This window comes from Bradyrhizobium pachyrhizi (assembly GCF_001189245.1).
Lineage (GTDB): Bacteria > Pseudomonadota > Alphaproteobacteria > Rhizobiales > Xanthobacteraceae > Bradyrhizobium > Bradyrhizobium pachyrhizi.
On record NZ_LFIQ01000020.1, the window covers coordinates 48,237 to 62,104 of the forward strand.

At 65.4% G+C, this 13,868-nt stretch carries 9 protein-coding genes; 7 read left to right on the forward strand and 2 right to left on the reverse strand.

What is annotated here, in order from left to right; translation table 11 throughout:
* Nucleotides 1–92 precede the first annotated feature (92 nt).
* The 6 genes from AKL29_RS00680 to AKL29_RS00705 all read left to right on the forward strand — a co-directional run bounded on the left by AKL29_RS00680 (nucleotide 93) and on the right by AKL29_RS00705 (nucleotide 10,345).
* Nucleotides 93–413: a hypothetical protein gene (locus tag AKL29_RS00680; RefSeq protein ID WP_050382334.1), complete on the forward strand. Its 321-nt coding sequence runs from the start codon at nucleotides 93–95 to the stop codon at nucleotides 411–413.
* Nucleotides 414–741: 328 nt separating this feature from the next.
* Nucleotides 742–1,485: an outer membrane protein gene (locus AKL29_RS00685; RefSeq protein WP_050382337.1), complete on the forward strand. Its 744-nt coding sequence runs from the start codon at nucleotides 742–744 to the stop codon at nucleotides 1,483–1,485.
* Nucleotides 1,486–1,809: 324 nt separating this feature from the next.
* Nucleotides 1,810–3,954 carry a methyl-accepting chemotaxis protein gene (locus tag AKL29_RS00690; RefSeq protein ID WP_050382339.1) on the forward strand — a complete coding sequence of 715 codons (2,145 nt, stop codon included), beginning with the start codon at nucleotides 1,810–1,812 and terminating at the stop codon, nucleotides 3,952–3,954.
* Nucleotides 3,955–4,236: 282 nt separating this feature from the next.
* A complete protein-coding gene (locus tag AKL29_RS00695; protein ID WP_050382342.1) occupies nucleotides 4,237–5,301 on the forward strand; it encodes an MBL fold metallo-hydrolase in 1,065 nt (354 codons plus the stop codon).
* Between the two features lie 185 nt (nucleotides 5,302–5,486).
* A complete protein-coding gene (gene hemA / locus AKL29_RS00700; RefSeq protein ID WP_050382344.1) occupies nucleotides 5,487–6,716 on the forward strand; it encodes a 5-aminolevulinate synthase in 1,230 nt (409 codons plus the stop codon).
* 116 nt (nucleotides 6,717–6,832) lie between these two features.
* Nucleotides 6,833–10,345, forward strand: coding sequence for a PAS domain-containing hybrid sensor histidine kinase/response regulator (locus tag AKL29_RS00705; protein WP_050382345.1), 3,513 nt, complete (start codon nucleotides 6,833–6,835; stop codon nucleotides 10,343–10,345).
* 185 nt (nucleotides 10,346–10,530) lie between these two features.
* On the opposite strand, the gene AKL29_RS00710 is transcribed toward AKL29_RS00705, so the two are convergent.
* Both AKL29_RS00710 and AKL29_RS00715 read right to left on the reverse strand, forming a co-directional pair.
* Nucleotides 10,531–11,826, reverse strand: a complete 1,296-nt coding sequence (locus AKL29_RS00710; RefSeq protein WP_244481655.1) for a YncE family protein — start codon at nucleotides 11,824–11,826, stop codon at nucleotides 10,531–10,533.
* A gap of 78 nt (nucleotides 11,827–11,904) precedes the next feature.
* A complete protein-coding gene (locus AKL29_RS00715; protein ID WP_028333728.1) occupies nucleotides 11,905–12,579 on the reverse strand; it encodes a response regulator in 675 nt (224 codons plus the stop codon).
* Nucleotides 12,580–12,889: 310 nt separating this feature from the next.
* On the opposite strand from AKL29_RS00715, the gene AKL29_RS44075 reads away from it, so the two are divergent.
* Nucleotides 12,890–13,868: MFS transporter (locus tag AKL29_RS44075; protein WP_430648844.1), on the forward strand; the 979-nt coding region annotated here is incomplete at its 3' end.

Below are 13,868 nucleotides of genomic sequence, written 5' to 3' on the forward strand. Positions count from 1 at the left end.
GGCTCTAGAAGTCGCCTGCGTGGCGTATAACCCGCGCCTCGAGCACGTCATGTGACTCACTTCACATTTTGCCATCGCGGAGCGGACCAAGCGTGACCGGCCCAGAACTGAAGAAATTGCGCGAACATCTCGGCGAGGCGCTGGGCCGCGAGCTGACGGCGGCTGACATGGCCAAGCTGTGCGGGTTATCGGCCGCCGGCGGCGCCGAGAAGCTGCGCAGATGGGAAGTCAGCGGCCCGACCCCGAAGGTTGCCGCCCTGCTGCGCGTGCTGGCGATGGCGAGCGAGCACTATCCGATCCTGGAGAAGTTCGACGTGTTCGATCGCCACGACGTTCCGGTCAGGGATCGCGCCGCGCGCCGCCAGGCGTTCCGCGAGCAGATGCGCGACGATGTGCGCAAGCGACTGGCCTGAAGCGCGACGAGATTGAGTTGAATCGTCAGCGCGCTTCAGCTCCTTGTTCGAGCATGATCGCTTCGGAAAACCGCTTCGCACTTTTCCGGATCATGCTCCAGCCGGCGGCTTGGTTAACAGGAACGCGGCTCGCGCGCACCGCGTTAAGCCTTGCTTCATTCCGCCTTAAGCGTTCGTTAGGCACAACAAAACGTTTCGCCGCAAAGGCTGCGACTTAACGCTCCGAGCAGCGTTCCGGTGACTGCATTTTATTCAAATGCGGTCTAAGGCGTCGCCGTGGATGGCGCCATTCACGCTGCGCCTCATGACTTGTCCGGAGACTGCCCCCATGAAGAAGTTCCTGCTCGCAACCGCCGCCGTCGCGGCGGCCGTCGCTGCCTTTGGCGCGACCGCCAACGCCGCCGATTTCAACCGTGGCTATTATCAGAAGGCGCCCGCGCCTGTTTACGCCGCTCCGCTCTACAACTGGACCGGCTTCTATCTCGGCGGCCATCTTGGCGGCGTGTTCTCCCAGAACAACAACTTCAACGGCCTCGCGCTGTCCGACTCCGACGCCCGCTTCATGGGCGGCGTGCAGGCCGGCTACGACTGGCAGCTGTCGCCGATGTGGGTGATCGGCCTCGAAGGCCAGTATTCCTGGGTCGGCGGCCATCAGCTCAACGCGATCTTCCCGGGCGGCTACGTCTACAACAACAACCAGCGCGGCATCGGCTCGATCACCGGCCGCGTCGGCTACACCTGGGGTCCGGGCCTGATCTATGTGAAGGGCGGCTATGCCTATTCCGACAACAACGAAACGGTGACGCTGGGCGGCGCGCCGGTCGGCTTCACGCTCAGCGACAACCACAGCAACGGCTGGACCATCGGCGGCGGCGCCGAATACATGTTCGCGCCGAACTGGTCGGCCAAGGTCGAGTACCAGTACTACGACTTCGGCGACAGCCGCTTCGCCGCGCCGGGCGCGCTGGTGCCGGTCGGCAGCTTCCACAACGACGAGCACACGGTGAAGGCGGGCCTCAACTACCGCTTCAATCTCGGCAACCTCGGCGGCCCCGCTTACGGCCGCTACTAGAGCCATCCCCGTTCCGATTGCATCGGAACGGGGGCTCTAGATCCCTTGACGCGTTTTCTTCACGCGAACCGGTACCCACTTCGCTCGAAAACGCTATTGAGAACACACCCACAACCAACAGTGGAAAAGGCCGGCGCAAGCCGGCCTTTTTGCATCCGATCGCGTGCATCGATTCCGCGCAGCGAACCGAGACGTCGCCACTGCGCGGCAGCCCTGAAAAATCCCGCAGATCGTCGCAATTTTCCCGATTTTGTTAACCGGCCGCACCGATACTCCCGCGCCGGGGAAACATCCAAGAGTAGTGGGCCAGGGGGCACAGGGGCAATGGCGTTTCGGTTCAAGCTCGGCAAACCAAATCTCAAGCGTATCCATCTGCCGCAGATGGGCGTCAGGGGCAGCCTGTTCGCGGCATTCGCTGTCATCGCAGGCATGGCGCTGGTGATCAGCGCAGGCGACGGCATCGTGCTGCATCGGCTCGGCGGCACCATGACCGATCTCTCTGGCCGCGACATTCCGCGGCTTGCCGCGAGCCTGCAACTGGCCGCGCAAAGCGCTTCGCTCGCGGCGCAAGGCCCCGGCCTGCTCGCCGTGCAGAGCGAGGACGCGCTGAACGATCGCACCAGGAAGGTGCAGGACGTCGCGCGGCTCACCAACGCCAAGCTCGGCGAGATCATCGAGCTCGGCGCCGACAAATCCGTGGTCAGCGCGCTGCAGGAGAACGTCAAGAACACCGACGAGGCCACCAAGAGCCTAATCTCGGCGGCGCGCGAGCGGCTCGAGGTCGGCGCGCTGCGCGACAAGCAATACAACGCGCTGCGCAAGGCGCAGGCGGCGTTCGTCTCCGCCGCAAGTCCCGCGATGCTCGACGCGCAGACCCGGCTCAACGCCATCCTCGCCGCGGCCGAGGTGTCCGCGGACGACGCCACTGAAGCTGCCCGCACCGTCGGCCAGATCAGCAACGTGCTCGCCGCCGGCAATCTGATGGCCGCCGACATGACCGCGGCGCTGTCGGCCAATTCCAGCGAAACGCTCGATGCGATCGAGGCCGAGTTCAAGGCCGGGCGCGAACGCGTCAAGTCCAACCTCGAGGACTTTCCGAACAATCCGGCGATCGTGGCCGTGCGCGACACCGCCTCGCGGCTGCTGGTGCTCGGCGAAGGCAAGACCGGCGTGTTCAAGATCCGCCAGAAGGAGCTCGACGCGATCGACTACGGCCAGACCATCCTGGAAGAGACGCGCAAGCTCAATGTCGGGCTCGGCATCAGCGTCCAGCAGCTGGTCGACGCGGTGCAGAAGGAGACCGACAGTTCGACCTTCCAGGCGCGGCAGCAGATCTCGCTCGCGACCATGGTGATGATCGGCCTCGGCGCGCTGACCCTGGTCGGCTCGTTCCTGTTCGTCTGGCTCTATGTCGGACGCAACATCCTGCGCCGCATCCGCGGCCTGCAGCGCTCGATGCAGCTGTTGTCCGACGGCGACCTCGACACCGAGATCCCGCAGAGCCGCCAGCGCGACGAGATCGCCGTCATGGCCGACGCGCTGCAGGTGTTCCGCGAGAGCATGGTCGAGAGCCGCGAGCTCACGGAAAACCAGAACAAGGACCGCAGCGCCAAGGCGGAGCGCGCCTCGCGCATGGAAGCGCAGATCGTCACGTTCGAATCCAACGTCCGCAGCGCGCTCGGCAGCCTGCAGACCGCGGCGAACTCGATGCAGTCGACCGCGCAGAGCATGTCGGCGACCGCCGACCAGTCGAGCGCGCTGGTCAACGCCGTCGCGTCGGCCGCCGAGGAAACCTCGGTCAACGTGCAGACGGTGTCGGCCGGCACCGAGGAGCTGTCGTCCTCGATCCAGGAGATCGGCCGCCAGGTCGTCACCTCGGCGGAGATCGCCCGCAAGGCGGTGGAGGAAGCCAGCGCCACCGACAGCACGATGCAGGGGCTCGCCGACAATGCCGCACGCATCAGCGTCGTGGTCGACCTGATCCAGACCATCGCCTCGCAGACCAATCTGCTCGCGCTCAACGCCACCATCGAGGCGGCGCGCGCCGGCGAGGCCGGCCGCGGCTTTGCCGTGGTCGCCTCCGAGGTGAAGAACCTCGCGAGCCAGACCGCAAAAGCGACCGAGGAAATCCGCCAGCAGATCGTCAGCATGCAGGAGGTGACGACGACGGCCGTCTCGGCCATCCGCAACATCTCGAGCACGATCGGCGAGATCAACGACGTCACCACCGCGATCGCCGCCGCGGTCGAGCAGCAGGGTGCGGCGACCCGCGAGATCGCCCGCAACATCCAGCATGCGGCGGGCGGCACCAGCGAGGTGTCGAGCAACATCGTCGGCGTCTCGACCGCCTCGGCCGAGGCGGGCACCGCCGCCGGCGAGGTGCTGAGCGCCTCCGACGCACTGCGCCGCGAGGCCGACGTGCTGCGCTCGGAGATCGACGGCTTCCTGTCGAACATCCGCGCGGCGTAGATTGCGCGCGAAATTGCAGCCCTGACCTCCCCTTGAAAAGGGGAGGTCGCTTTGCTCGCTCAAGCAAAGCGGGTGGGGATCTGCTCTCTCCGCTTGCAGCGTCGCCTGCGGCTGACCCCCATCCCAACCTTCCCCCTTTCAGGGGGGAAGGAGAAGACAGAACCCGGCTTGCGCTTCGTTTGATCCGGGCTACGGAATTCCGGCGATTTCCCATCGCTTTCTCCGGACGACTATCTGATTTTTCGGCTGGCGCGGCGGGCAATGTGCCGCTAAGCCCGTAGCATGGACAAGAAGACCGACCCCGTGCACTCCTCGGCGGAGGCACTGCGATACCCCTGGGAGAACCATCCCGGCCACGACCAGGTCGTGGAGGTGGCTCCCGGCGTGCTGTGGGCGCGGCTGAAGCTGCCGTTCCGCCTCAACCATGTGAACATCTATCTGCTCGCCGACGGCGACGGCTGGACCATGGTGGATGCCGGCTTCGGCAACGAGGAATCGATCGCGGCCTGGACCACGCTGTTCGAGGGGCCGCTGAAGCACGTCAAGGTCACCCGCCTGATCGTGACGCATTCGCATCCCGACCATGTCGGTCTCGCCGGCTGGATCACCGAGCGCTTCGGCTGCCCGCTGTTCATGTCGCAGGTGGAATATCTGCAGTCGGTTTATCACCAGAACCGCGGCACCGAGGAGCGGCGCAACGCGCAGCGGCTGTTCTTCCGCCGCCATGGCATGGATGAGGACCTCACCGAGAAGCTGCTCGGCCGCGGCCAGGATTACCTGAAGCGCGTGTCGGTGCTGCCGCCGTCCTATCATCGCCTCACCCATGGCGACGAGGTCGTGATCGGCACGCGGCGCTTCAAGGTGATCACCGGCGGCGGCCACGCGCTCGACCAGGTGATGCTGTATTGCGCGGCCGACAAGCTGTTCCTGTCGGCCGACCAGGTGCTGAGCAGGATCTCGCCCAATGTCAGCGTCTGGGCGGTCGAGCCCGAGCAGAACTCGCTCGGCGAATATCTGGCCTCGCTGGCGAGCCTGACCACCACCCTGCCCTATGACGTGATGGTGCTGCCGGGCCACGGCGTGCCGTTCTACGGGCTGAAGACCCGGATCAAGCAGCTCGCCGATCACCATGAGGAGCGCTGCCGGCTGATCGCCGAGGCCTGCCGCGAGGTGCCGCAGACCTCCAAGGAGCTGGTGCCGGTGGTGTTCCACAAGCACGTGCTGGACGAGCACCAGATGGGCTTTGCCGCCGGCGAGCTGGTCGCCCATGTCAACTACATGCTGGTCGAGGGCCGCCTGGCGGCCGAGATGCACGCCGACGGCATGCTGCGCTTCAAGACGACCTGAGCCCCGGCCGGGCGGCAAGCGTCGCCCGGCGATATGACCGAAATCGAGCCGAACGGTCCCCAGCTAGGGCAATTTGCCCAACTGCGGCGCATGCCCAGATGTGGGTCAATGCATGGACATTAGAGCTGGAAAAGCTCTAAGAAGAAGCAGTCATTCCGGTCAGGTTCCGCTTTCTGGGTTTGCCGATGGATTACAGCCAGTTCTTCAATACCGCCCTCAACCGCCTGCATGACGAGCGGCGCTACCGGGTGTTCGCCGACCTCGAACGGATCGCGGGACGCTTCCCGCACGCCACCTGGCATTCGCCGAAGGGCAGCCGCAGCGTCGTGATCTGGTGCTCCAACGACTATCTCGGCATGGGCCAGCACCCCAAGGTGGTCGGCGCCATGGTCGAGACCGCGACCCGGGTCGGCACAGGCGCCGGCGGCACCCGCAACATCGCGGGCACCCATCATCCGCTGGTGCAGCTCGAGGCGGAACTCGCCGACCTCCACGGCAAGGAAGCCTCGCTGCTGTTCACCTCGGGCTATGTCTCGAACCAGACCGGCATCTCGACGCTCGCCAAGCTGATCCCGAACTGCCTGATCCTGTCGGACGCGCTGAACCACAATTCGATGATCGAAGGCGTGCGCCAGGCCGGCTGTGAACGCCAGATCTTCCGTCACAACGACGTCGCGCATCTCGAGGAGCTCTTGATCGCCGCCGGTCCCGATCGGCCGAAGCTGATCGTCTGCGAAAGCCTTTATTCGATGGACGGCGACGTCGCGCCGCTCGGCAAGATCTGCGATCTCGCCGAGCAATACGGCGCCATGACCTATCTCGACGAAGTGCATGCGGTCGGCATGTACGGCCCGCGCGGCGGCGGCATCGCCGAGCGCGACGGCGTGATGCACCGGATCGATATCGTCGAGGGCACGCTGGCAAAAGCCTTCGGCTGCCTCGGCGGCTACATTGCAGGCCGCGCCGAGGTCATCGACGCGGTGCGCTCCTATGCGCCGGGCTTCATCTTCACGACCGCGCTGCCGCCGGCAATCTGCTCGGCCGCGACGGCTGCGATTCGCCACCTGAAGACCTCGAACTGGGAGCGCGAGCGCCACCAGGACCGGGCCGCCCGCACCAAGGCGATCCTGACCGCCGCCGGCCTGCCTGTGATGTCGAGCGACACCCATATCGTGCCGCTGTTCGTCGGCGATCCCGAGAAGTGCAAGCGGGCCTCCGACCTGCTGCTCGAGGACCACGGCATCTACATCCAGCCGATCAACTATCCGACGGTCGCCAAGGGCACCGAACGGCTGCGCATCACGCCCTCGCCCTACCATGACGACGGCCTGATCGACGCGCTGGCCGAGGCGCTGCTCCAGGTCTGGGACCGGCTCGGCCTGCCCCTGCACCAGAAGTCGCTGGCCGCCGAGTAACCCTATCCGTTTCCGACCCCGAATTTGGGCCGGCCGTGCATCGCGCGGCCGGCCCTTTGCGTTATAATCCTGACAACCGGCCCTTCCCCAGCGGCCGGGACAGGAGATGAGCAGCGATGCTGCACGACTGGGGCGTAATCGCCACGGCGTTCGCCTACATCGGATTGTTGTTCTTCATTGCCAGCCGCGGCGATCGCACGTCGCCCGGCGAGCGCGGCCGCGCCAGCCAGTGGATCTATCCGCTGTCGATGGCGATCTACTGCACCTCCTGGACCTTCTTCGGCTCGGTCGGCTTCGCTACCCGCACCAGCATCGACTTCCTGGCGATCTATGTCGGCCCGATCGTGATGGTCGGGCTGTGCACGCCGCTGCTGCGCCGGGTGATCGCGCTCGCCAAGTCGCAAAACATCACCTCGATCGCCGACTTCATCGCCGCGCGCTACGGCAAGAGCCAGGCGGTGGCGGCGACCGTGGCGCTGATCGCGATCATCGGCTCGGTGCCCTACATCGCGCTGCAGCTGAAGGCGGTGGCGGCGTCGCTGGAGACCATCCTGAGCGAGGACCAGGCGTTCTCGAAAATCCCTGTGATCGGCGACATCGCGCTGATGGTGACACTGGCGATGGCGGTGTTCGCGGTGCTGTTTGGCACCCGCCACACCGACGCGACCGAGCACCAGCACGGCCTGATCCTCGCGATCGCGGCCGAGTCCATCGTCAAGCTGGTCGCCTTCATCGCCGCCGGCGCCTTCGTCACCTTCTGGATGTTCTCTCCGGTCGAGCTCTACGAGCGCGCCCTGAAGACGCCGGAGGCGGTGCGCGCGATCGAATATGTGCCGTCGATCGGCAATTTCCTGATCATGACGCTGCTGTCGTTCTGCGCGGTCATGCTGCTGCCGCGCCAGTTCCATGTCAGCGTGGTGGAGAATTCGACGCCCGCCGAAGTCACCCGGGCGCGCTGGCTGTTCCCGCTCTACCTTGTCGCCATCAACCTGTTCGTGATTCCGATCGCGATCGCCGGCCTCGTCATCTTCCCGTTCGGCGCGGTCGATGCCGACATGTTCGTGCTGGCGCTGCCGATCGAGGGCAATTCGCAATTGCTCAGCCTCGCCGTGTTCGTCGGCGGGCTGTCGGCGGCGACCGCGATGGTGATCGTCGAATGCGTCGCGCTGTCGATCATGGTCTCCAACGACATCGTGCTGCCGCTGGTGTTGCCGCGCAGCGACGACGCCAGCGCCGGCCAGAAGGACTTTGGCGATTTCCTGCTGAAGGCGCGCCGCTTCTCGATCTTCGCCATCATGGTGCTGGCGTATTTCTACTATCGCGCGCTCGGCAACACCCAGCTGGTCGCGATCGGCCTGTTGTCGTTTGCCGCGATCACCCAGCTGGCGCCGGCGTTCTTCGGCGGCCTGTTCTGGCGCAGAGCCACCGCACGCGGCGCCATGGCGGGCATGCTGGTCGGCTTCGCGACGTGGCTCTACACGCTGTTCATCCCGAGCTTCCTGGAAACCTCGACCGCCGGCCTGATGCTGCTGCAGCACGGGCCGTTCGGGATCGAGGCGTTGCGGCCGCAGGCGCTGTTCGGCGCCGACCTGCCGCCGCTGCTGCACGGCGTGCTGTGGAGCCTTGCGCTCAACATCCTCACCTATGTGCTGTTCTCGCTGGCGCGCGCGCCGTCCTCGATCGAGCTGTTGCAGGCCGACGTGTTCGTGCCCAACGCGCTGGCCCCGATCACGCCCAGCTTCCGGCGCTGGCGCACCACGGTGACGGTGGAGGACATCCAGAGCACGGTGACGCAATATCTCGGCCCCGACCGCACCCGCGAGGCCTTCGCTTCCTTCGCCGTCGACCGCAACATCATGCTGCTGGCGTCGGCACCGGCCGATTTCGAGCTGCTGCAGCATGCCGAGCGGTTGATCGCCTCCTCGATCGGGGCCGCGTCCTCGCGCCTCGTGATGTCGCTGCTGCTGCAACGGCGCACGGTGTCGGCCAAGGCCGCGCTGAAATTGCTCGACGACTCCCACGCCGCCCTGCACTTCAACCGCGAGATCCTGCAGACCGCGCTCAACCACGTGCGCCAGGGCATCGCGGTGTTCGACGCCGATCTGCAGCTGATCTGTTCCAACCGCCAGTTCTCCGAATTGCTCGGGCTGCCGCAGCATCTGGTGCAACTCGGCATCCCGCTGTCCGAGATCCTCGAATTCATGGGCGCGATCAGTCCGCCCGCGGCCGGCGACGGCGACAGCCTGCTGCAGGCCCGCCTGCGCGCCTACACTACCGAGGGCAAGCCTTATCTGGAACGCTTCACCGACCGCCATCTGGTGATCGAGGTACGTGCCAACCGCATGCCGGGCGGCGGGCTCGTCATCACCTTCTCCGACGTCACGCCGAGCTTCGAGGCGGCGGAGGCGCTGGAGCGCGCCAACGCGACGCTGGAAAAGCGGGTGCGCGACCGCACCGAGGAGCTGACGCGGCTGAACTCGGAGCTGGCCCTCGCCAAGGGCATCGCGGAAGACGCCAACGCCTCCAAGACGCGCTTTTTGGCGGCCGCCAGCCACGACATCCTGCAGCCGCTCAATGCGGCGCGCCTCTACGTCACGAGCCTGGTCGAGCGCCAGAACGGCGGCGAGGATTCGCGCCTGGTCGAGAACATCGACGACTCGCTTGAGGCGATCGAGGACATTCTGGGCGCGCTGCTCGACATTTCCAGGCTCGATGCCGGCGCCATGACGCCGGCGATCACGAGCTTCCGGATGGCCGACCTGATGCGCTCGCTGGAGATCGAGTTCATGCCGATCGCCCGCGACAAGGGCCTCGACCTGCGCTTCGTGGCCTGCTCGCTGCCGGTCGAATCCGACCGCTCGCTGCTGCGCAGGCTGCTGCAGAACTTCATCTCCAACGCGATCAAATATACCCCGCGCGGCCGCGTCTTGATCGGCTGCCGCCGCCGCGGCACCACGCTCCAGATCAGCATCTTCGACACCGGCGTCGGCATTCCCGTGCAGAAGCGCGGTGAGATCTTCAAGGAGTTCCACCGCCTCGAGCAGGGCGCCCGGATCGCCCGCGGCCTAGGTCTCGGCCTGTCGATCGTCGAACGGCTGGCGCGGGTGCTCAACCACCGCATCGCAATCTCGGCCAATGTCAGCGGCGGCTCGGCGTTCTCGGTCACCGTGCCGGTCGCGACCGCGGTCAACCATACTGCGGCCGTCACCACCGCGACGCCGCTGTCGAAGACCCCGATGAGCGGCTCGCTGATCGTCTGCATCGAGAACGATCCCGCCATCCTCGACGGCATGAAGACGCTGCTGACGGCGTGGGACGCCGAGGTGATCGCGGTGCTCGACGCCGACGGCGCGATCAGCGCGATCGAGGCCGCCGGCGGCCGCGTCACCGGCGTGCTGGTCGACTACCATCTCGACCGCGGCAATGGCGTCGCCGCGATCCGCGAGATCCGCCGCCGCTTCGGCGACGGCATTCCGGCGATCCTGATCACCGCCGACCGCAGTCCGGCGGTGCGCGCCGCCGCGCGCGAGGAAAACATCGCGGTGCTGAACAAGCCGGTCAAACCCGCCTCGCTGCGCGCCCTGCTCGGACAGTGGCGCACCCAGCAGATGGTCGCGGCGGCGGAGTAGCGCGCGGCGGCGCAATCCGGGCGCGCATCTCGCTTTGGATCATGATGCAATTGGATCGAATCGCATCATGAAGGCGCCGCAAGGACACTGCGCCCCCTCCCGCAAGCGCGAGAGATGAAGCGAGCCTGCGGAGTGGCCGGCTCAACCGAAAATCACATGCTCCAGCAAGATCGCCAAGCGTCGGTTCAGTTCGGTCCCATTCCGGCCGACCCCGGGTGCCCTGGCACCTGAAAGCGCTTGCCTGTGTCGGTAACGTTGGTTCCGTCGACCTTGAGGATCGAGAAATCCTGGCTGAGGTAGTTCCCGACCAGGATGTATTTTCCGTCAGGCGTGAAGACCGCGGCCTCAGGCAGTCCACCGACTTCGATATCTCCGATCTTAGTCACTTTCTTGCCGTCGATCTTCAGGACCGAGACGCTGCCGTTCTTCTCGTGGAAGAACGCATTCTTCATGTTCGAGCCGCGCAGGATCACCGAGACTGCGAGATCCCCCTTCGGACTGACGGCAAGCCCCTCCGGTCCATCGCCGACCACCACGCGATCGATGATGCGCGGCGGCTTCGCTTCGAGATCGATGATGCTGGCCGTGTCGACGCTGCCGTCCGACGCGCCTGCGTTGCCATTGTCGGACGTCAACGCGATCTTGCTGTTCGGGGTCACTGCGACATTGTAAGGCCATTGGCCGGCCGGCAGGTCTATCTTGGTGTAGGTGACTTTGTCGCCGGCGATATCGAGCACCGATATCTTGTGCGCGGGAAAACGCGCGACCAGCGCGTGCTTGCCGTCTGGCGCGAACGCGACATGTGCGACACTGTCAGGCATCGATATCGTGTCGGTGATCTTGACGTCAGTGCCGTTGACCGAAAGTACGCTGATCGAATTGTCCCCGCGGTTGGCGACCAACGCCATCTTGCCATCGGGACTGAAGCTCAATCCCGATGGCTGCTTTCCGCCAGCAATGGTCGCGGCCAGCTTGGGCGGGGTCGTGTTGAGATCGATCACATAGATCTTGTTGTCCGGCACCTGCTTCAGAGCGTCGCCTTCCTTCACCACGTCAACCGAGTCCGCGACCAGCGCCACGGCTCCGGTCGGATCGATAGCAACGTTGACCGGGGGACCGACCACCGAATTCTTCAATGGGAGAGAAGCCGCAATCTTCGGGTTCTCGGGATCGGCGAGATCGACGATCAGCACTTGATCCTTGCCGGGCGCTAACAGCACCGGCTTGCCGTCGTCGTCCCACAACAGCTTCTCGTCCAGGCCGACGATCATCAGGGGCTTGGCCTGAGCGCAATTGAAAGAGCTGGTACCGAGAAGGATTGCCGCAGCCAGAGATAGTCCGGCGACGCGAGTGACGGAAATCATGGCGTTCTCCCCAAAAGCACGCGGCCTCTCACGGGCCGATGCCGGACAGGATACCCGGTTTTCTACTGACGCGCACTTTGAGTGAGGATCTGGATGGCTTCGCCGGAAGCCTGCCATCGGGCGCGCATTCGCGCCACCCGCCGGCTCGCGATGCCGTGGCCCGAGCCCGGCAATCACAGCTGGAGTTGCTCGGGACTACGTCGGCGGCGTGCCCTGGCGCCATTGGCCGCCGGCGATCTTGGCGGCGGCGATCACGGCTTGGGTGCGGCTTTCGACGCCGAGCTTCTGCAGGATCGCCGAGACATGGGCCTTGATGGTCGCTTCGGAGACGCCGAGCTCATAGGCGATCTGCTTGTTGAGCAGCCCCTCGGACAGCATCATCAGCACCCGCACCTGCTGCGGGGTCAGCGTCACCAGCCGGTCGCGCAGCCGCGTCATGTCGGGATCGCCAGCCGCCGACAGATCGGTGTCCGGCGGCACCCAGACGTCGCCCTCCATCACCTTCATGATGGCATCCCGCAGCGTCTCGACGCCGAAGCGCTTGGGAATGAAACCGGAGGCGCCGAAGTCGAGCGAGCGGCGGATGGTTCCGGCATCGTCGCTGGCGGAGACGATCACCACCGGGATCGCCGGATACTGCGCCCGCAGATAGATCAAGCCGGAGAAGCCGCTGATCCCCGGCATGCTCAGATCGAGCAGGATCAGGTCGACCTCGGAGTCCCGCTCCAACAGCGCGGTCAGGTCCTCGAACGATCCGGCCTCGCTGATCGTGGCCGAAGTCACGACGCTCGACACCGCCTGGCGCAACGCATCGCGGAACAACGGATGGTCGTCGGCGATGACAAGATGAGTATTGGCAGCAGCAGTCATCTCAGTCCCACAAGCGGGCTTAACCCGCGTCGCCCGGTTTTCGCCCGCGCGGCAGTATCACGCAAGCGCTTGATAATACCAGATGCCAACGCAGTTAACCCGCGCAGCTTGTGCGCCGCAATAGACGCACGCGGGGGCGTTCCATCCTGCTCTTCCTTCAGTAGATAAGTTCGATCCTGAAAAGGCCAAAAGTCTTATTGGGGCGGGTTTCACTGCGATGTTACCTTCATCTCAAGCCGAGGGCCCATTCGGGCCTCACCCGCCAGCCGGGGGCGAGCATGGCAGCAATATTTCGGGGGGAGCTATCCAGATGTCTACAATGACTGCAAGTTCGGCGCGGCCCGCCGGCATGACGAAGGATGAGCGCTTCGTCATCCTCGCGTCGTCGCTCGGCACCGTGTTCGAGTGGTACGACTTCTATCTCTACGGTTCGCTGGCCGGCATCATCGGCGCGCAGTTCTTCTCCGACTATCCGCCGGCGACCCGCGACATCTTCGCGTTGCTGGCGTTCGCGGCGGGCTTCCTGGTGCGCCCGTTCGGCGCGATCGTGTTCGGCCGGGTCGGCGACATCGTCGGTCGCAAATACACCTTCCTCGTCACCATCCTGATCATGGGCCTGTCGACCTTCATCGTCGGCCTGCTGCCCAACGCCAAGACCATCGGCATCGCGGCGCCGATCATCCTGATCTCGCTGCGCCTGCTGCAGGGCCTCGCGCTCGGCGGCGAGTATGGTGGTGCCGCGACCTACGTCGCCGAGCACGCGCCGCCCGGCAAGCGCGGCTACTACACCTCGTTCATCCAGACCACGGCAACGCTCGGCTTGTTCCTGTCGCTGCTGGTGATCCTGTTCACCCGAACCATCACCGGTGAAAAGGACTTCGCGGACTGGGGCTGGCGAATTCCGTTCCTGGTGTCGGTGCTGCTGCTCGGCATCTCGGTCTGGATCCGGCTGCGGCTGAACGAATCGCCGGTGTTCCAGCGGATGAAGGATGAGGGCAAGACCTCCAAGGCGCCGCTGACCGAGGCCTTCGCGACCTGGAGCAACGCCAAGATCGTGATCCTCGCGCTGCTCGGCCTGACCATGGGCCAGGCGGTGATCTGGTACACGGGCCAGTTCTACGCGCTGTTCTTCCTGCAATCGATCCTGAAGGTCGACGGCTACACCGCCAACCTCTTGATCGCCTGGTCGCTGTTGCTCGGCACCGGCTTCTTCCTGGTGTTCGGCGCGCTGTCGGACAAGATCGGCCGCAAGCCGATCATCCTGGCGGGCTGCCTGATCGGCGCACTCA

Excerpts from the sequence above, each read along its gene's own strand:
- hemA (WP_050382344.1), top strand. The coding sequence starts at position 5,487 with ATGGATTACAGCCAGTTCTTCAATACCGCCCTCAACCGCCTGCATGAC.
- AKL29_RS00685 (WP_050382337.1), top strand. The coding sequence starts at position 742 with ATGAAGAAGTTCCTGCTCGCAACCGCCGCCGTCGCGGCGGCCGTCGCT.
- AKL29_RS00710 (WP_244481655.1), bottom strand. The coding sequence starts at position 11,826 with ATGGCAGGCTTCCGGCGAAGCCATCCAGATCCTCACTCAAAGTGCGCG.
- AKL29_RS00690 (WP_050382339.1), top strand. The coding sequence starts at position 1,810 with ATGGCGTTTCGGTTCAAGCTCGGCAAACCAAATCTCAAGCGTATCCAT.
- AKL29_RS00695 (WP_050382342.1), top strand. The coding sequence starts at position 4,237 with ATGGACAAGAAGACCGACCCCGTGCACTCCTCGGCGGAGGCACTGCGA.
- AKL29_RS00715 (WP_028333728.1), bottom strand. The coding sequence starts at position 12,579 with ATGACTGCTGCTGCCAATACTCATCTTGTCATCGCCGACGACCATCCG.
- AKL29_RS00705 (WP_050382345.1), top strand. The coding sequence starts at position 6,833 with ATGCTGCACGACTGGGGCGTAATCGCCACGGCGTTCGCCTACATCGGA.